This is a genomic window from Rhodococcus sp. UFZ-B548 (genome assembly GCF_903819475.1).
Lineage (GTDB): Bacteria > Actinomycetota > Actinomycetes > Mycobacteriales > Mycobacteriaceae > Rhodococcus_F > Rhodococcus_F erythropolis.
The window spans coordinates 83251-100399 of the sequence record NZ_CAIJDS010000021.1 but is presented as its reverse complement, the minus strand read 5'-3'; the positions used below and the strand labels follow the sequence as shown (position 1 = coordinate 100399).

17 protein-coding genes are annotated in these 17149 nt (G+C 59.2%); 4 read left to right on the top strand and 13 right to left on the bottom strand.

Annotation, left to right across the window (positions count from 1 at the left end):
* Positions 1-727 precede the first annotated feature (727 nt).
* Complete coding sequence (locus H7C86_RS19135) at positions 728-976, top strand: hypothetical protein (RefSeq protein WP_182262055.1); 249 nt, start codon at positions 728-730, stop codon at positions 974-976.
* An 86-nt stretch (positions 977-1062) separates the two neighbouring features.
* Here the strand turns inward: H7C86_RS19135 and H7C86_RS19130 are convergent, their stop codons facing one another.
* Positions 1063-1425: an Lsr2 family protein gene (locus H7C86_RS19130; protein ID WP_182262054.1), complete on the bottom strand. Its 363-nt coding sequence runs from the start codon at positions 1423-1425 to the stop codon at positions 1063-1065.
* Positions 1426-1825: 400 nt separating this feature from the next.
* On the opposite strand from H7C86_RS19130, the gene H7C86_RS19125 reads away from it, so the two are divergent.
* On the top strand, positions 1826-3961 hold the full coding sequence (locus H7C86_RS19125; protein ID WP_182262053.1) for a helix-turn-helix transcriptional regulator: 2136 nt from the start codon (positions 1826-1828) through the stop codon (positions 3959-3961).
* Between the two features lie 423 nt (positions 3962-4384).
* Here H7C86_RS19125 and H7C86_RS19120 read toward each other — a convergent pair whose 3' ends face one another.
* The 9 genes from H7C86_RS19120 to H7C86_RS19080 all read right to left on the bottom strand — a co-directional run bounded on the left by H7C86_RS19120 (position 4385) and on the right by H7C86_RS19080 (position 11120).
* A complete protein-coding gene (locus H7C86_RS19120) occupies positions 4385-4756 on the bottom strand; it encodes a hypothetical protein (RefSeq protein WP_182262052.1) in 372 nt (123 codons plus the stop codon).
* 162 nt (positions 4757-4918) lie between these two features.
* Entirely contained in the window at positions 4919-5557 is a 639-nt protein-coding gene (locus tag H7C86_RS19115) for a TetR/AcrR family transcriptional regulator (RefSeq protein WP_259349246.1), read from the bottom strand.
* A 146-nt stretch (positions 5558-5703) separates the two neighbouring features.
* Entirely contained in the window at positions 5704-6099 is a 396-nt protein-coding gene (locus tag H7C86_RS19110; RefSeq protein WP_182262051.1) for a hypothetical protein, read from the bottom strand.
* Positions 6096-6860, bottom strand: coding sequence for a ParA family protein (locus tag H7C86_RS19105; protein ID WP_182262050.1), 765 nt, complete (start codon positions 6858-6860; stop codon positions 6096-6098). Before H7C86_RS19105 ends, H7C86_RS19110 begins: the two co-directional genes overlap by 4 nt.
* Before the next feature lie 213 nt (positions 6861-7073).
* A complete protein-coding gene (locus H7C86_RS19100; RefSeq protein WP_182262049.1) occupies positions 7074-8561 on the bottom strand; it encodes a ParB N-terminal domain-containing protein in 1488 nt (495 codons plus the stop codon).
* A 147-nt stretch (positions 8562-8708) separates the two neighbouring features.
* Positions 8709-9143 carry a hypothetical protein gene (locus H7C86_RS19095; protein ID WP_182262048.1) on the bottom strand — a complete coding sequence of 145 codons (435 nt, stop codon included), beginning with the start codon at positions 9141-9143 and terminating at the stop codon, positions 8709-8711.
* 79 nt (positions 9144-9222) lie between these two features.
* Positions 9223-9672 carry a hypothetical protein gene (locus H7C86_RS19090; RefSeq protein WP_182262047.1) on the bottom strand — a complete coding sequence of 150 codons (450 nt, stop codon included), beginning with the start codon at positions 9670-9672 and terminating at the stop codon, positions 9223-9225.
* A gap of 77 nt (positions 9673-9749) precedes the next feature.
* The gene (locus H7C86_RS19085) at positions 9750-10025 is read right to left on the bottom strand and encodes a hypothetical protein (RefSeq protein ID WP_182262046.1); all 276 of its coding nucleotides are present in this window, start codon (positions 10023-10025) and stop codon (positions 9750-9752) included.
* Positions 10026-10142: 117 nt separating this feature from the next.
* Complete coding sequence (locus tag H7C86_RS19080) at positions 10143-11120, bottom strand: DUF3560 domain-containing protein (RefSeq protein ID WP_182262045.1); 978 nt, start codon at positions 11118-11120, stop codon at positions 10143-10145.
* 661 nt (positions 11121-11781) lie between these two features.
* Here H7C86_RS19080 and H7C86_RS19075 point away from each other — a divergent pair.
* Together H7C86_RS19075 and H7C86_RS19070 are read left to right on the top strand one after the other, a co-directional pair.
* Positions 11782-12597, top strand: a complete 816-nt coding sequence (locus H7C86_RS19075; protein ID WP_182262044.1) for an SDR family oxidoreductase — start codon at positions 11782-11784, stop codon at positions 12595-12597.
* A 161-nt stretch (positions 12598-12758) separates the two neighbouring features.
* Positions 12759-13763, top strand: a complete 1005-nt coding sequence (locus H7C86_RS19070) for a GAF domain-containing protein (protein WP_182262043.1) — start codon at positions 12759-12761, stop codon at positions 13761-13763.
* A gap of 13 nt (positions 13764-13776) precedes the next feature.
* On the opposite strand, the gene H7C86_RS19065 is transcribed toward H7C86_RS19070, so the two are convergent.
* The 3 genes from H7C86_RS19065 to H7C86_RS19055 form a co-directional block, all read right to left on the bottom strand.
* The gene (locus H7C86_RS19065) at positions 13777-14973 is read right to left on the bottom strand and encodes a replication protein (RefSeq protein WP_182262042.1); all 1197 of its coding nucleotides are present in this window, start codon (positions 14971-14973) and stop codon (positions 13777-13779) included.
* 411 nt (positions 14974-15384) lie between these two features.
* Positions 15385-15585, bottom strand: a complete 201-nt coding sequence (locus tag H7C86_RS19060) for a toxin-antitoxin system (RefSeq protein ID WP_182262041.1) — start codon at positions 15583-15585, stop codon at positions 15385-15387.
* A 147-nt stretch (positions 15586-15732) separates the two neighbouring features.
* Positions 15733-16194, bottom strand: a complete 462-nt coding sequence (locus tag H7C86_RS19055; RefSeq protein WP_259349245.1) for a helix-turn-helix transcriptional regulator — start codon at positions 16192-16194, stop codon at positions 15733-15735.
* Positions 16195-17149: the final 955 nt, after the last annotated feature.

Here is a 17149-nt window from a genome sequence, read left to right as displayed (position 1 = left end):
GATCTGCCAAATTAGTGGTGGGTAGGGACTGCGTGGACGACGGCAGCAGTTAAAGGTTCAGGCATCGATAAAATTCTCTCTCCATGAGAATTACGCTTCCTGGGGAGGCAATGAGGCTAAGAGCTCAAGAAGCGCTGCAGGCGTACCATCCTGCGTTGTTGCATACAGGATAGCCTCAGACACGTCCTCCGAGTCGTATACTCCAACGGCCCAGCCACTTTGCTCGGATCGAGTCCATGGCAGCGGTTGGTCTATGTCCGTAATCAGTACATTATGTCTGTTGCCCAAGTTCAGCTCAATCGCAGGACACATACCCCCCGTCTGTGTGAACTCTGGACGGTAACCGTTCTCACTCAGAAGCCGAAGTATGTCACCGTACTCTTCAGCGCCATCCCTCATCGCTCTTTCGTAGACCGCGGTATTCATTGGCCTATTATATCGCCATTTAGGGGTCAGATGCAACGAATTCAACCGACACAAATATTCCTCAGACTGACACACTCAAAAATATTCACGGAAATTGAGCAGAACCCGTTTTCAATCACCGTTAACAGCAATCGAGCAGGAGGACAAATGACGAAAGAGAATCTTTCGCACAGCGTTGTCATTCAATAGATAGTTCAAGCCTAGTTTTGCCACCTGATCGATTGTCTCAAATTCGAATCGATTGAACGACAATAGGATATTAACGGATGAGCCTGTCGGATTGTCTGCCAGAATCAAGTTTATGTCCGATTCTGACGCTCCACGCACTGATCCCATCGCGGTGGGTTCCCGGGTCACGGTGATCCCGATCTCCGGATCACGGTCCCGCAATACCGAGCCGCAGGTCGGTGTCGTGGTCGAGGACTACGCCGACAATGTCATCGATAGCTCTGACCTGGGGCGGGATTGGGCGCCGGTGCTGCGGTGGGCGATCGCCCTCGACGACGGCCGTCTAGTCTTCGCCGCCGAGGGTTGCCTTGAGCTCGCCTGAATCTTTCCCTCTCTCACCGAGAAGAATCACGAGATAGAAGTACGACGCACGTTGGGTGTCAGTGAAAAAATGCGCTGTTCACAATCTCAATGTGCGGCGTCGAACGCATCGATGACCTCGGCTTTGATCCGCCCACGTGGGGAGACGTCGAGACCGTTCTTACTGGCCCAGTCCCGAATTGATTTCAGTTGCTCGACTGATCGACCAGAACCCGACGACGCCCTGGCCGCAGTCGAGGTTTTCGCACGGGCCTTGCCGGTAGAGGAGACCTTCTCCGCGACCTTGATATAGGGAGCGAATACCGATTCGATCTTGTCGGCATTGGCGGGTCGAAGATCGATCCGATAGTCAGCACCCTGGTAGGAGAAGGTGACTTCGTGTCCTAATCCGGTGTCGATGGGTTTTCCGTCGAGATCGTCGATAAGTTGGCGAATAAATATTTCGGCCACAGGAATCCTCTTCGTTGCGTGTTGGATTAATGTCCAGTTCATATTATCTGGAGTATCTGATAATTCAGGACACTCCTACCGACGCCGCGCCGACTACCCACCTGCTGGCGGCCTCGGACGAGCCCGTGGCGGTCTCGGCAGTCGATCGGTCCCGATTTTCGGCGTCGCCGAACGATGTTTCATAAACGGCCTTGGCCTCAACAGGTCAACGCATCATGCAGCGTAGCGGGCGGCCCCGGGATTCTGCTGTTCATGGGAGCGACGGGAAGCGATCGGAGCTCCAAATCACAACGAAACACCAAAAAATTTGCATCGTTTCATTAGTCCCTTGAAACGAATCATTGACTTTCCTGGGTTGATGCTGCATTCTTTCCTAATTCATTCGAATCGAAGGTGGGCCATGTCGACGATCAACTCAATCGGTGCCGTTCAGCTAGGACATCGCCTCACTCAACTGCGCGAGCAGACGGGCCGGAAGCAGGGCGAGCTCGCTAAGCAGGTCACGTGGAGCCCTGCCATGCTGTCCCGCATCGAGGCCGGCGATCGCCAGATTTCAGACGAAGAGCTCAGGATGCTTCTGGCTGCCATCGGGACGCGCGAAGCCACAGAGTTGGCCGACGCGCTGACTCGAGATTGGTCCATCCTCCCCCGCCCGGCACTCGATCATTCTGACCAAGAACTGCTTTGGGATGCCGAACAGCTCGCCAACGCGCTCCTACAACTCGCTGTCGCACCGAGCGTCCGTCCTGCGTTCGAACGACGACTGCAGGAATACATCGAAGAGATCCGTGAGGCCGCCAAGCTCCTCCTGCGCCGAGAGCACGGCATAGCGTTCATCGGCAGTATCGGGGCCGGAAAGTCGACGGCAATCTGCCGCGCCACAGGCCTTGAGGTCGAGGGCCAGCATGGGCGTCCATCGCCAGTGCTCGAGACGGGTGGCGGAGGAATTACGTTGTGCGAAGTCCATCTCCGAGTCGGTCCAGGCTACGGCGTCGTCGTAGAACCGCGCACGCATGACGATATCCGCGTTGACGTCGAAGACTTTGTCGACCACCTACTCCGCACGGGACAAACCGACACGACAGACGAACACGCGACCGAGGGTTTTCGAGCCGTTCCACGCGAGATCGAGCGGGCGATCCGCAACATGGCAGGCTTGAATCCAACGCGGACAAAGGGTGCGGACGGAAAAACTGTCCGATCGGACCCCGCCAAGGACCTCGCCACTGCTATCCCGTCAAAGCGCGAACTCGTCGTCGAACTACTGACACGGATGGGGCTCCACCGGCGAGACCGACGAGACGAGTGGTTTGACCCCAGCATTGCTTCAAACCCGTTGGAATGGCTGAAAGGCACATTCGAACGCATCAATAATGGCCGACACCCAGAGTTTTCGCTGCCGATGCGCATCGAACTGGTTCTCCCGGAGCTGATGGAGAACATACCTGAGCTGACGATCAACGTGGTCGACACAAGAGGTATCGATCAGCCAACAGGGAGGGCGGATCTGGAATCACATCTGGAAGATCCGCACACGGTCGCGGTTCTGTGCTCAAGCTTCAACGCTGCTCCGGAGCAGTCTGTACAGCACCTTCTCAAGCGAGCCCGCGAAATCGGCAACCCCCAAATTGACTCCAACTGCGCGATTCTGGTCCTTGCTCGACCGGAGGAAGCACTTGCAGTCAAGGATGAAACTGGGCTCCGAGCCGAGTCGATAGAGGAAGGGTATGAGCTCAAGTCTGAACAGGTCAGCGTCGCGCTCGGTCCCTACCAACTCGATTCGATGCCAGTAGAGTTCTTCAACTCTCTCGACGACGATCCGAATCGGCTTCGCGATTTCCTCGCTAACCGCGTGGCACATACTCGGCAGGAGTTTCGTCGACAGCTACGCGACATCCTGGTAAACGCTGAGAAGCTCATCGAAAATGCCGAACAAGAGCAAGTTCTCGAAATTCAACGCGAAGCCAGCCGTCATGTAAGCAGCTGGGCAAAAAACAACCGTGAACCAGCTACAGTGCGCAGCCAGATCCACGACTCATTGTTTACTGAAATCACTTCTGCTCATGCAAGTTCCGTCCATGCCGCGGCGAGGCGTGGAGGTGAATGGCGGTCACTTAGCTACTCACATCAACTTGGATTCGGCGCACGGCGACTCGCGGTTCTCACCCTGCGTGATTCGGTGAAGGGATTCGCGACGCTGTGCGAGACACTGTCTGACTCGATGCCTGAGGCCAAGGAGCTGCTGTCTCAGGCGGCACGGCTAATGTCCCAGACTTATGACGATCTGCTCAAGAAGATGCAGCTATCTGGCAAAACCCTGTACCGAAAGCAGCTGCAGGAGGACACCGCAATGTGGACTGACTGCATGCAAGCATGGGGCCAGGGATCCGGCTATCGGAAGCGGGTCGTAGAGCGCAGCCGTGATTGGTTTGCCGAGAAGGACCGCGTGGACCTTGAGGACGAACTTCGGATGACGCTGGCTCGTGAGTGGGCAACGCTCCTTTCTCGTGTCGAGGCCATTTTCGACGCTGACTAGCTGTGTTCTACACAGCTCTTGAGATGTTCACCGTTACCGACCGACATAGTATCGAGATGACAGCCCTGGCCACATCAGAGGAGTCGTTTCATCTGCCCCCTGACCAGGGCATCGACGACCTATTCTCATATCTTCGATGATTCGAGCTATTGGCGAGTGCCGTCTGGTGGCTGCTCGGCGGCGAGCACCATCCACGTTAAAGGCTTGTGCGGGAGCCACGGAGGGTGAGACCGCTTGGTGTCGCGGTAGCTCTGGTTTGGGGTGGATGAGAATCAGGTCGCCACATGTGACTGATCTGCAAGGGTTCTTGCAGATCAGGACCTTGGCTTTCGCTTCGGTCGGATCAGTGTGGCGACCTGTTGCTCATCGCGATTTTGATGGTAGTTCGAGGGTCTGACAGGTTTGGTGAGGTCGGGTTCGTGGTCAGCAGGTGTGAATCTGGGTGAATCCAGCTTTTTCCGCTAGGGCGACGATGTCTTTGCGGTGGTGTGTGCGCCGGAGTATGCCTTTGTCGGGCATCGGAACGGCCGCGAAGATCTGTCGTTTGTTTCGGTCGTCCCGGCGGCCTCTGGTGATGTCGATTTTGGTGGCGTGTTCGTCGATGGCGTGGAGCATGGTTTCTGTCGTTTTGTGGAGCGTCGCATAGTTTGCGGTGAGTTCGTCTTCGGGAATGTGTCGGTCGAAGACGAGGTTCCCGGCGCGTAGATGGCCGTCGACGAAGCGCTCGATTCGGGCATTCGTTTCGCTGTCGGTTTCGTCGTCCGCGCCGTGAGTTTCGCGGATTAGCCGGGCCATCTCGGCTCTTTCCGGCTGGGATAGGTCGGCAATGGTGCGACAGTGCAATGTGCTGCGGGTTTCTCGGAGTAGGTTGGTCAGCTCTTCGACGCTGATGTCGTGTCCCTGGTTTGGCATTTCCGTCCCTGTTCGATGTGTGGCGTTCAGTGTCTCAGGTGGGGTTTAGAGGGTTGCCGGGACTTTATGTTGGCTGGCCGATGTCAGGTGGGCGGTGATGGCGTCGGCGATGCGGGTTGTGAGGCTGATGTCTTCGCGAAGGACTGCGGATGTTTGAACGGCGCCGGTGAATCCTGCGCACAGGTTCCATGCGAGTCGGTGCGCTGTGTCGGTATCGCGGATCTCGCCGGTTGCGATGGCGCGGTCGACGATGTCGCTGGTCTTGTCGACCCACTGCCAGTAGGCATGTAGGGCACCGTCGATCGCGGGTTCGAGGCTGAGTTTCATCCCTGCTCGCAGATTAGGGTTCGTTTCGATGTGGTCCGCGAGGCTGCGGAATGCGGTTGCCAGTTGTTCTGTGGCTGGTTCGCCGGTGGCGGCGGCGTCGGAGAAAGCTCGGAGTATCTCGTTCGACCAGTCGGTGATGAGCTGCTGCGCGATCGCTTCTTTGGATGCGAAGTGAAAGTACATTCCGCCTTTGGTCGTTTCGGCGTCGGTGCAGATGTCGGTCATGCTGGCCAACGGGTAGCCGACTGAGTCGAATTTGGCTGCGGCGGCGGTGAGAAGTTTGGCTCTGGTGCGTTCGGCTCGGGGTTGCAACGTGCGCGTCGCGGCGTTCGTGGGGTGGCCGATAGGATCGCTCATGGTCACAGTCCATTTCTGTGGCTCGGCCCTGGTGGTGTTGCGAGCACCGTCAGGGCCTTTGTTGGCAGTTTTTTGCCACTTAGATACACCTTAGTTCACTGATAATGCAGTGTTAATTAGGTTCGATTCAAGGGTTTTTTCGGTTGTTACTTGGGGCCTGGCTTGAGCTTTCCTTCGCGCTCGGGGAATTCTTTGCCGTCGTTGTACTGGTCGCGCAGTTCTGCGAGGAGTTTGTAGAGCGCGAGGTCGATGAGGTTGGTGAGGCTGCGCGGTGCGGTGGGGTCTTCTTTGAGGAATTCGACGGCGTTGCGTGCTTCTTCGAGTCGACTCTTGGTGAAGGTGATGGAGGATTTGACGGTGTCGAGGTTGCTGCCGCTCCCCTTCGGTCGTCCGCCTTTGTTCTTCTCCACTACCGGCGCGGGGGTTTCGGCTGGGGTTTCGGTGGATCCGCCGGCCGCGGCTTGCACCAGGTTGGGCAGTCGGTTTCCACGCTTTTCGAGTGGATTGTTGGCGAGGCCGGGCTTGCGTGCGGGGGTACTCATTGTGGGGCCCTTTCGATCAGTTCTTGTGCTGCGTCTCGGTATGCGCGTGCGGGTGTCGACGATGGCGAGTAGGTGACGACGGGTTCGTGGGCGCTGTAGCTCTCGGTGACGCGGACTGATTTCGGGATGATCGTTTTCATCAGTTGGTCGGGGTAGCTCTCGCGCAGTGCGGCGATGACTTGTTGGTCGATGACCTGTTGCATTTCGACGCGGCCGCAGATGATGTGGTTCAGGCGGGCGGTGGGGTTGAGTAGCTCGACCTGTTCGGCGATGTAGTCCTCGATGCGCAGGACGGCTTCGAGTTCCATTGATCCGGTGCTGACGGGTACGAGGATTTCGTTGCTGGCGACGAGTGCGCTGATGGTGGTGTTGCCGAAGTTGCCGGGGCAGTCGATGAGGGTGAAGTCGACGTCGGGGGCTTCACTGAGGGCGCGGCGCAGGATTTCGTGCGATCCGGGCTTGTTCATGAAGTAGGGGTTTACGTTGCCGAGTTCCTTGGTGGCCGGTACGACCTGGATTCCGGATTCGGTGGTGACGGTGGCTTGCTCGATGCTGGATTGGCGCATGATGACGGACAGGACGTCATGTTCGGCGGTTTCGGGTTCGAGTCCGAGCCAGATGGTTGCGCTGGCTTGTTCGTCCATGTCGATAACGCGGACGGTGCGGCCGGTCTCGACGATGGATTGTGCGAGGTTGACCGTGCTTGTGGTCTTGAGTGTGCCGCCTTTGTGGTTGACGACAGCAATGATTCGGGGGGCCATGAGTGGTCCTTTCGTGGTGGGTAAATACTACTTAATTGAGGTGGATTTAACAACAATTTATGCGGTTAGTTCGGTCGTATTTATGGGGTTTGTTCTGCCGTTTTTATTCGGTGGGTGAGGTGCTGGAATTGCCGGCGGGCCAGGCTCGATGCCTGGCTTGCCGGCCACACCACCCGAGATCGGGAGAGGGCTGGTCGGCCCTCTCCCGGCTTGTCAGTGTCCGACTGTGCAGGCGGTGGTTTCGATTTCGCTGAGGGAGTAGCCGATGCTCTCGAGGTAGCGCAGGTAGGCGACGGTGTTTTCGTCGCGGTTTCGCCAAACGTGCTTGCCGGTGACGGCTTCGTGGGCGGCGAGGATTTCGGCGAGGACGAGCACCTGGGCGCGGCCTTCGGTGGCCTTTGCGATCAATGCGGCGATGCCGGGGGTTGATCGGTAGCCCTCGACGGTGTCTTCGGTGCCCAGTAGTGCGTTTATTGTCCTGCCAACCTTAAAGCCTCCGATGATGCCGCGCCGGTGGGCGAGGGTATCGGCGACGAAAGCGGCTGATCCTTTCGGGGCGGTCTTGCGGGCAAGGTAGGTGGTGAGCCATTGCAGGCGAACCGTCTCGGCGCTGTTCCATGCTTTGTTGTTGTCGATGACCTGCCGGTGTGCGGCTAGTCGCTTTTCCCTTTGTTCGTTGGTCTCCCCTGTGGCTGCGGTGGTGTTGCCTCGTCCGTCGCGGCGGTGCAGCTGGGCGGCTGCGAGGTCGGTGCAGTAGTAGACCGGCTCCCATAGATCGGTGTTGGCAATCGCTCGCGGGTGGTGCAGTCCGTCTTCGGGTTCTCCGTCTTCGTCGGCCTCGAAGTCGATGGCGTCTTCGTCAACGGGTTCGCCGGTCTCGATGATGGCGTAACCGTCGCTGTGCTCCATGAAGACTGCGAGGTGTGCGGGGTCGATGGTTTCGTCGTTTGCCGCGTCTCCGGCTGCGTCGATGAGGTAGTCGAGTCGTACGGCGGTGGTGTCGCCGTAGTTGGGCCTGCGATCGAGGTTGCGGAATCCGAGTTCGATGAGCGGTTGTGCGGCCGCGGCGCGTTTGGCGCTTAGCTCCTTTGCGTCTCTCTGCCGTTGGATTTCGTGGTCGAGACGTCCGAACCTGAGGCCGTTTTCGAGGCGGTCCAGGGCGTCGGTGTCGTCCTCGAACTCGGCGAAGGCTGCGGCCTGGTCGAGGGTGAGGCTGGTGTTTTCGAGGCGGTCGCGGGCGGCGGTGTTGTTGGCGATGGTGAGGGCTGCGTCGACAGTGGGGCGTTCGATCTTCATGCGTTTTGCGATCTGGTCGGCGCTGACTCCGAGCAAGCTCAACTGTTCGATGTTGTCGAGTCGCTCGGCCTCGATGTATCCGGTGCGGTGTTCGTTCTCCGACCATTGCGAGATGAGTCGGTCGATTTCTGCGTCGTCGCCGGTGGCCTCGTTTCCGACGACATAGACGGGGACAGTCGCGAGTTTGGCGGTGACGGCTGCGGCGGTTCGGCGGTGTCCCATCCGCACTCGTAGGGTGTCGTCGGCGGTGCGGACTGCGACGATGGGAACTAGTACGCCCGACTCGGCAATGCTGGCGAGGAACTGGGCGTCGAGGCGCAGTTCGCGTCGGTTGTTGCGGTCGGTGAGCAGCGTTGCGGGGTCGGCGTGGACGAGCTGGGCGGTGGCAACTTCGATGTTTGTCATAGGTTAATTGTAACCCTTTTAACTCATTATTGAGTGTTTTTCTCACGTTAATTAGAACCTATTTAACGTGAGGTATCTCACCCCGATAAGCTCTTGACCTGCGAGTATGGCCGGTTTTCGCTCTTGCGTACCGGCCATACTCGGCAACTAGGCGGCTGCTGTCGTGGCTGCCTCCGACAACTCTCTCTGTAGATGAGTGGTCAGCACTGCCGCGACTCCGTGAAAGAGCGGGCCGGGGCGGGCATCGCTTCCGGACAGAATTACTGCTCGGCCTCGTAGCGGCGCTTCGGGTGCTGCGCCGTACCGGGTGAGAATCGCCGTTGCGGTCTCGTTGATCGGCTGGCGTTCGTCGGCCTGGTGGTTGGCTCCGACTGCCATGCACGCGATACCGGGTGTGTCTCCGATCGGGTGGAAGAGTGCCCACGTGTCGCGGACTGCGTCGAATGCCGCTCCCCTGCCGTGATGTTCGGCGCGGACTTTCTCGGTGGTCCCTGCCCAATAGCTGCTGACGGGGATTTGCTCGGGGTGGATCGTGCCGTCCGTCTCGATGACGAGTGCGGGCAGGTGTGCAACGGTGGGCATGGTTGCCTCTCTTAGACTGAGGGCGCGGAACCGGGCAGGGTCCAACTGTCCGGTTCCGCGCCGTTTTTGGTGGGGGGGGTTAGTTCTCGATGCGGTCGTGAACTTTCAAGATGTCGCAGCGGTAGCCGAGCTGGGTCTCGGCGTACTCGGGTAGTCGGCTGTCGGAAGTCGAGGCGAAGTTGCCGCCGAACATGGTCCACGAATGGGTGCGGACGTAGCGTTCGGCGGTGGTGTCCCAATGGACGGGGACGAAATTGCCGTACGTGGCGAGTGCCCTTGCTCCGGTTCCGAACGAGTGCCTGCGGATCTCGAGGGCGACTGCTGGCGCTTCGTCGCTGGTGTTGAATACGCGCATCGGCTTCGGTGCCGGGTAGACAAATCCGGTGGTGTACTCGGTGCAGTCGAGTACTCCGACGAGGATCAGTCGGGTTGCGCGTGAGGTGATTCCGCCGTTGGTGCAATCTCCGTGATGGGCGTTGCGGTAGACCTCGAGGGTTAATCCGCGGGTGATGTCTTCCGTGTTTGTCATAGGTTAATTGTAACCTAATTAACCTGATTTCTACCGTTTTTAACAGGTTAATTAGAACCTATTTAACGTGTTCCGGGTCACTGGACTTTCGGCGCGCTTTCCTCTGCTCGGACCGCCTTCCGATAGTGGTTCTCGTCCGGTTCGTCGCTTCGACCGTGGTGTTCGATGAGCGATTGCGCTGCGTCGGCGCGGCCTGCGAGGGCGAGGAGTGCGGCGAGTGCGTCGGCTTCGCTGCACGCGAGGTACTGCCCGAGAGCGCTGTGGGTATCCGCATGGCTGAACACTTCTGCGAATCGTTCGAGGGCCTCAGCGAGTGCTGTTGTGTCGTCGGCGGGGGTCGTGGTGCGCTGCATGGCTGGCCTTTCAGTTCCGGTTCTGGTGCATTTATCGCGTTAGTTGCGTGGTGTTTATGGTGTTGGTTGTAACGCTTTGTGGAGCGTCGCCGGTGGCGACGCTCCACAGGACCGGGTCTAGGCTGCTGCGCTGCCGGGGGCTATGACCTCTCCGGTTTCGGGGTTTCGGGCTGAGGTGATCGAGTCGTATTTGACGGTGTCGGTCCACGAATATTCGGTCTCGCAACTGACGCTTTTTGCGTTGACTCGCTTCACTTTCCACCACCGTCCGCAGACCTGGACGTGATAGCCGGGCTTGATGTCGGCGCGGGTGTAGAGCTTCTTTCCGTCTGCTTCTTGGGCCTCGCGGACGTCTTTCCAGTAGGTGATCTGGGTTGTCAGTCGCTCGATTGAGTCGTCGAGTTCGGCGCGGTAGTCGCCGGTCGCGGGGAAGTTTCCGAGCTCCAACTTTCCGGCTTCGTTGGTGCGTAGCGACTGGGTGACTCCGTCGCGTGCTCGTTGTGCTCTGCGTAGATCCGCCTCGAGTGCGTCGATGCGGCGGGCGATTCTGCCGGGGTTGTATCGGCTGTCGGTGGTCGATCGCGCTGCGTCTGCTTTGGCTTTGGCGCGTTGGGTTTCGCGGTATGCCTCGACTGCTGCGGTGCTGGCGGCCTGTGTCCTGGCAAGGTCGCGGCGGTGGCGGCTCTCGGAGTGGTGTCCGACCAAGATCGGCTGACCCATCGGATACCGGTTGGCGAGTTCGTGCGCCCTGCGGTCGGCCGCGTCTTCCTCGGCGGTCTTGCGCTCGACTTTCGCGTCGAGTGCGTCGACTCGGTCGGCTTGCCGTTGGGCGCGATCTGCCTCGGATTCCGCCATACCTCTTACCCCGGCCCGAATCGTCACTGTGACGTTAAAGCCTGCGGCCTCGAGTGCTGCGCGGGTCGCGTTGATGCGGGCGGTTTTCGGTGCAACGTCGCGACTGCGGGGGATGTACCAAGCTCCGAGATTGCGGGACCAGCGCCACTGTTGAGCTTTGAGGATCTCGCCGGTTCCGTCGCCTCGGCTGGTGCCGTCGATCATGGTGCCTTCGGCTTCGGTGTGATTGATGGTGAGCATGTCGGGGTTGGTCCCTTCGTCGGTTCGGGTGGGTCTTGGGCGATCCGCGGCGTTTGGCCGGGGATCGCGGGTGGGTGTTAGTTGTTGCTGGCGGTCTTGTCTTCGTCCTCGTCGGCGGGGGAGGCAATTTCGGTGTTTATCATAGGTTAATTGTAACCCTTTTAACATATTTTTGAGTGATTTTTCGATGTTAATTAGAACCTAATTAATGTGAGGTGTGCCACTGAAATATGGCCTTGACCTGCGGTTTTGGTCTCTACATATGGGGTGGGTGTGGGTGGTAGGTCATCCCGTCGGCTGAGCGCGTCTCGACCGTGCTGCTGCCCGGTGGCGCAAACATGTTTTTCGTTTGCGGTGCTGGGTGGCGGTGCGGTAGCTCTCGGCGGGTCGAGGGGATGGGCTGCGACCTTGCCGGGTTGCGCTGGTGTTCGCGGCCGTCATCCCGGAGGCTGCCTGGGGTGTGGGGGCGGCGAGCGCCCCACAGACCACCTGCGAATCCGCCGGCCAACTACTGACGCATCCACCTCGACCTTGCGGCGCTGGGTGGCGATTGTGCGGGAGCGACGGAGGGTGAGTCCGCTCTGTGTCGCGGTAGCTCTAGCCTTTTTCTTGAATGAGCTTCCACCGCAACGCCAATCGAGCTAGCCGATAGTGTCGTCTGATGGCTTATTTCAATAATCGTGTTGTCGCAGTAACCGGCTCCGGATCGGGTATCGGCCGGCAATTGTCAATCGCTTTGGCCGCGCAAGGTGCGCGACTGTCTCTCCTCGATCGTGATCCTGCCGGTCTCGACGAGACAGTTCAATTGCTTGGTGCGCAGGGTGATTCGGTGCTGTCGTCTGTGGTCGACGTGACGGATCGAGAAGCTATGGACCAGTGTGCAGCGATGACAGCGCAACGATTCGGTCGTGTGGACGCGGTTATCAATAACGCTGGCATTTTGTACTCGGGCGATGTGCTGGACACGGAGTTCACGGATTTCGAGCATTTGATGGATGTCAATTTCTGGGGCGTTGTCAACGGGTGCAAGGCATTTCTGCCGTTCGTGATGGAGTCCGACCGTGGAAGCGTCGTGAATGTGTCATCCGCTTTCGGACTAATGTCGGCGCCGGGCTATTCGGCGTACAACTCGGCGAAGTTCGCGGTGCGCGGCTTCACAGAGTCCCTTCGACAGGAAATGTTGTTGAGCGGCAAACCCGTTCGGGTCACCTGTGTGTTTCCTGGTGGAATCAAGACTACGATCGCCAGGTCTGCGCGCGTGGCGGCAACGCTGGACAAGGCTGCGGTCGTCGAATCGTTCGAGGGCAGTATCGCTCGCACGGAGCCGACCGAGGCTGCGCGGGTCATTCTTCGTGGCGTCGAACGGGGTCGGCCGCGAGTGTTGGTCGGCACGGACGCCCGGATCGTCGATGTCATCACCAGGGTTGCGAGCTCGGGCTATCAACGCATCATTCCCGCCCTGAAATCAGGTAAATAGCGCTAGTACTTTTGGCGGAGCGCCTGGTCAGGGATGTGCGAGTCGGGACTAAATACCTTCACTGACAGTGACAATTTATGTGTAACGAACAGTTACAAATCGGGCAGATTTCCGCTAGTGTTCCCTCTTGTTCTGATCCGCGGGGAGAGGCAAACAAGTCAGTGGCAGCAAAATGGTTGTTGATCGAGACGGTCGGCGGCGCTACGCCGTCAATCGTCGGAATGGGTAGTACGCCACGTAAGTTCACGGCGCTCGACAAGTTCTTCAAGAGCAAGGACGCGCTCAACGAGGTCTACAGCGTGATTGTCGAGGTGATGGCGTCACCTGCGGCTATCGACCGCGTTTCTGATGACGGCCGGCGGCGAACGATCGTCGAGCCGCTGTTGACGTTCGCGGGACGGATGCACGGCATGTACCTGTGGACGGGCTCTCCAGATGAGGTTGTGCCCAAAAGAGATCCGGCCGGAGCGTGGTTGTTCAATCTGACTGCGAGTAAGGCCAGCGGCAGTAACGACCTGCTGGATCTGTACGCCGTTCCGGAAAATGAGCGTCACACAGAGAAGGCGATGGCCGGCGCGTTTACCCGGTTGGAAACCAACAGTGACGAAGCTGAGGCGTTGGTGAAGATCATCCAGTCGGCTCCCGGCACTATTCATCAAGCGGTATGGAATGTGCGGCGCGATGACGACGAACTCCGCGCAGCACATTTTTCGTGCCGGATGCTCGAAGAGATCGACCCGGAGAGCGGGCGGCGAGAGGTCATTCTGCGGGGTATCACGCAGGACATCGGCCCGTCGATCGACGTCTCGGCAGCTCCGCCCCCTATCGTGCTCGAGCATCGAGTACTCGAAGCGGTCACCGAAGAAGGTGTGCACCGGGCGATCTGCAATCTCAGGACGTTCCAGCTGATTCGGTGGATGGGGCCACCGCTGCCGGACGTCGCGTGGGAATGGGTCGATGACCAGCCCGAACCGGGTATGCACCCGGACGATATTGCGTTGGCTCGGGCGATGTCGGCAAATCTGGCTCGAGGAAAATCGGAAGGTGTACTTCGGTTCCGGAAGCTCGACGGTGAGTGGCAGAAATGCCATGTCGAAGCCAGGTTGATGGCGCTCGATCAGCACACCACTGCTGGTTTGGTGACAGTTCGAGCTGCGTCTTCGTAGATTGACGTCGGGGTCACTTGGCCGTTTCTTCCGGTCCGGTGATCCCGCGCTGCCGATCACAGAGTTCGGCTCGTGCGTGTGCGGCTGCTTGTCGGTCGGCAGCTTCTCGTCGACGGCGGGCTTCCGCAAAGTTGGGGACGGCGGCCATTGCCGCCCGTCGTCCGGGGGAATCCGGGCCTGCTGCATTGGCGCGGCGGGCACGCTCGGCCTCGAATTCAGCGGCGCGTTGTGCACGTTCGGCGCGGCCTTGCTCGTAGGCGATCCGGTCGAGGACGTGGGGCGGGAAGTCCATATCCTGCGTCTTGAGCAGCCATTTCATGAATCCTCGGGGGTTCTCCGGCTTCGGTGCGAAGGTTCGGGCGGTGAGGATTGCGTTCAGATCGTTTCCGGTCCAACCGTGGGCAGCTGGTTCGACCAGTGCGGACGCCCAGTCCTTCACGGTCAGTGGGAGCGCCCAAACTGGTGTTTGCGTGCTCCTGAGCCACTCAGCGGCCAGCAACCGGCCTTTCCGCAAGCCTTCGAGCCTTTCGCGATCGGAATCTGATTCGATGCTCCGCGAAGCGGGTCCTTTTGCCTTTTTGCGTGTGTTTAATTTACTTAAAGAAGAAGAAGATCTTTTAAAGAGACCCCAGAGGGGGTGGGGTGCCATTTGGATAGATCCACTGGCTGACGTGCGGGTTTTATCCACAGGCCGGAACGGGTGCAACGCGAACACCGACGCCCATCCGCGGAACTTGTCCCCGACCCGCCATGAGGCGTATCGCTCGATCTTGGTGCGCAGTCGGCCGCGTAGAACCTCGGTAGCGACGCGCAGGAGTACGAGTGCCTTGCGTGCGCGTTGCACGGTGCGTTCACCGAGTCCGGTGAGTTTCATGATTAGTTCGACGGTGGCGCGGGAGTTACGACCGGTTTTGAAGTCTGCGACGCTTGCCATGACGGTGGAGACAGCGAGAAGTGATTTGAGTCGGATGCCGCCGCCACTGCTCTTGATCAGTTGTGGCCGGATCCGCTCGTACTCGGCTTCGTAGGCACTGCGCACTACCGTTTCGACCCAGTGCTGAGCGTCTTCCCAGGTCGCGATGCCGCTGTAGACGGGCTCGGTGACGGTCGCGTTCTCGCCGATGTATGCCCAATCGGGCAAGTTGAGGTCTGCGGCCAAGTCCAGGTTGAGACGGCACAGCTGCCGGCACGCCTCTTCCTGTCCACCCATCTCGCGGATACGTCCTGGCCAGAGCTTTGTGCACTGGTGGCCGTGGGTATGTCCGCGGAGGGCTTTGGGTGCGCGAGCAATGCCGCGACGCGGACGCGTCGGGCTACTACCGCAGTAAGTCCGCTGTATCGGCGCGAATTCGATCGACGAGACACGCGCAAAATCATTTGTTGAATCCTGAACAGGGCAGCACAAGCTGGTACCCTGGGCTCTGTCACGCAAGACAGTCCCTTCGGGGAAGAAGCAGTACCTGAGAAACGAGCTGCAAACTCGTATCTCGCAAACTTGCAAGAAAAAACCCTCGACCCCGCCCGGCTCGGGGGTTTTTTGCTGCTTAGCTGCTGGTCACTGCTAACGATGTGTGGTTGTCACGGCATCCCCCGCCCGGAGCTGCCGTCTACGCGAGACTCGTTACGCGGTGAGCTGCAAAACCTCCTGGTCAAGCTCTACGACAAGTTCTTTGTGTCCAGTCCAGGCAGCGAGCAAATCCGCGAGGAACTGGCTTTCCGAACTGGCACCGGCTTCGATCCTGCGCCGCTCGAGTTCTTTGGCTACTGCTTTCGGCACGCGAGTCGACACACGAGTGCGATCACCCTTGCTAGGTGTAGGCATTTGCCATCTCCTTTCGATCCCCGACCGATGTACCTGGCATCCTGCGCCAGGTTCCCGCTCATCTTGCGCCAGCATCGCTGATTCGTCGCGACGACACGCCGCTGCGGATCGAAACTTTCCATCGAGTTGGAATTATGGGGAGTTTTTTTAGGAATCGCGGAAACGCTTCGCGCGCGCCTTCATGTTCGCGCGATCAAGCTCCCACGCCTTGGTGACCAGCTCTTTCGTAACCCCGTACAGTTCCGCGAGTTGGTCGGCCCGTTCGTCCTCATAATCCTTACGACCCTTTTCGATTCTGCCGAGAAGAGTCGCGGAAACTCCGAGCTGTTGCGCGGCGCTCGCCTGCGTCAGTCCGGCTTGCACCCGCAGATCGCTAAGCCCAAGTTGATCCGTGGGTATCGGAACCAGGTCTGCAACCGTGAGCCGCAATTCGGCTGCAACCTTCGCCAATAACTCGGGAGTTGGTGCGGCGCGGCCTGTTTCCCATGCGGACACTGCCTGTGCCGAGACACCTGCCGCATCGGCAAGGTCTTCGATCGTCGCCTTGCGTGCCTGTCTGTAGCGCCGCAGACGCGTTGCGCTAAAGCCTCGGACGGCACTTCGCGACACTTCAACTCCCAGTTCTTGTGATTGATCCCTGTGAGTCATTGTGTCGCCCTTCCGGCTCGCCCTTTTCCACTGGTGTTTAGAATAATAGGGTGTTAAGGTGGATTCGATCACAAGGGTACCAAGAAAGAGCCCAGGTCAGGAACCCAACGAAAGGAAATGGAGGGGTCATGAGCACAGTGAATGAGTTGCGGGACACAAACTGCACGGTTTACTCTGCTCATGCGTGCCCAGCCTGGGAATCCTCGGTACTTGTCGATGTCGGTACCGCTTGTAGCGCAGAAGAATTTGCACACGTCTATCCCCGTGTGCCTTCTGAGTCCGGGCGGGCACTGATGAATTCCTATGTTCTACGCGATGCTGCGACATCGCGGCCGCGAGCCACTGTCGGTGGCCGCTCTCTCCTACACGCTGCGACCTCGACAATCGTCGAGGCGTTTCGTGTGCCGAAAACCCCAGGTGTGTTGGTGATTGGCGTCCCCTCACACACCTGGGGTCCTTCTACGTCTGCGATGCAGTACGCACGTTGGCGTTCGGACCGCAGGCCTTCGAGCTTATGCGGTCTGATTGAAACCGCAACCACTCGGAGGCTGTCATGGGCAACAACATTGCTCAAGTCACAAGCGCCGCCTGGGTAAACGCCGGCGCTGCTCCCAATTCTTCCGACCTCGGGGTCGGGCAATTTGTTGTACCCAAATGCGGATCTTCCGCCCCCAGCTCGGCCCGTCGTCCAGCGCCGCCCGCGCTGTCAGATGACGTGGTCGGTGACGCACCCACCCGTCTCTCCCCGCCCGGAGATCGGGTGGGTGCACCTACCATCACCCGCTGTATTCCTCTGTTCGCCAACGTCATTCACTGTTCTGGCAGGAGCCCTGGCCACGTCTGCATGAGCGTGCCCGTTCCCGGATTTTTCCGAAGGTGCCCGCTCGGACACGTCCTCCTTCCCACCTCGTCAAAC

Bases quoted from the DNA above. Each gene is read 5' to 3' on its own strand.
- H7C86_RS19135 (WP_182262055.1), top strand. From the start codon at position 728: ATGTCCGATTCTGACGCTCCACGCACTGATCCCATCGCGGTGGGTTCC.
- H7C86_RS19125 (WP_182262053.1), top strand. From the start codon at position 1,826: ATGTCGACGATCAACTCAATCGGTGCCGTTCAGCTAGGACATCGCCTC.
- H7C86_RS19120 (WP_182262052.1), bottom strand. From the start codon at position 4,756: ATGGCCCGGCTAATCCGCGAAACTCACGGCGCGGACGACGAAACCGAC.
- H7C86_RS19115 (WP_259349246.1), bottom strand. From the start codon at position 5,557: ATGAGCGATCCTATCGGCCACCCCACGAACGCCGCGACGCGCACGTTG.
- H7C86_RS19110 (WP_182262051.1), bottom strand. From the start codon at position 6,099: ATGAGTACCCCCGCACGCAAGCCCGGCCTCGCCAACAATCCACTCGAA.
- H7C86_RS19105 (WP_182262050.1), bottom strand. From the start codon at position 6,860: ATGGCCCCCCGAATCATTGCTGTCGTCAACCACAAAGGCGGCACACTC.
- H7C86_RS19100 (WP_182262049.1), bottom strand. From the start codon at position 8,561: ATGACAAACATCGAAGTTGCCACCGCCCAGCTCGTCCACGCCGACCCC.
- H7C86_RS19095 (WP_182262048.1), bottom strand. From the start codon at position 9,143: ATGCCCACCGTTGCACACCTGCCCGCACTCGTCATCGAGACGGACGGC.
- H7C86_RS19090 (WP_182262047.1), bottom strand. From the start codon at position 9,672: ATGACAAACACGGAAGACATCACCCGCGGATTAACCCTCGAGGTCTAC.
- H7C86_RS19085 (WP_182262046.1), bottom strand. From the start codon at position 10,025: ATGCAGCGCACCACGACCCCCGCCGACGACACAACAGCACTCGCTGAG.
- H7C86_RS19080 (WP_182262045.1), bottom strand. From the start codon at position 11,120: ATGCTCACCATCAATCACACCGAAGCCGAAGGCACCATGATCGACGGC.
- H7C86_RS19075 (WP_182262044.1), top strand. From the start codon at position 11,782: ATGGCTTATTTCAATAATCGTGTTGTCGCAGTAACCGGCTCCGGATCG.
- H7C86_RS19065 (WP_182262042.1), bottom strand. From the start codon at position 14,973: ATGGGTGGACAGGAAGAGGCGTGCCGGCAGCTGTGCCGTCTCAACCTG.
- H7C86_RS19060 (WP_182262041.1), bottom strand. From the start codon at position 15,585: ATGCCTACACCTAGCAAGGGTGATCGCACTCGTGTGTCGACTCGCGTG.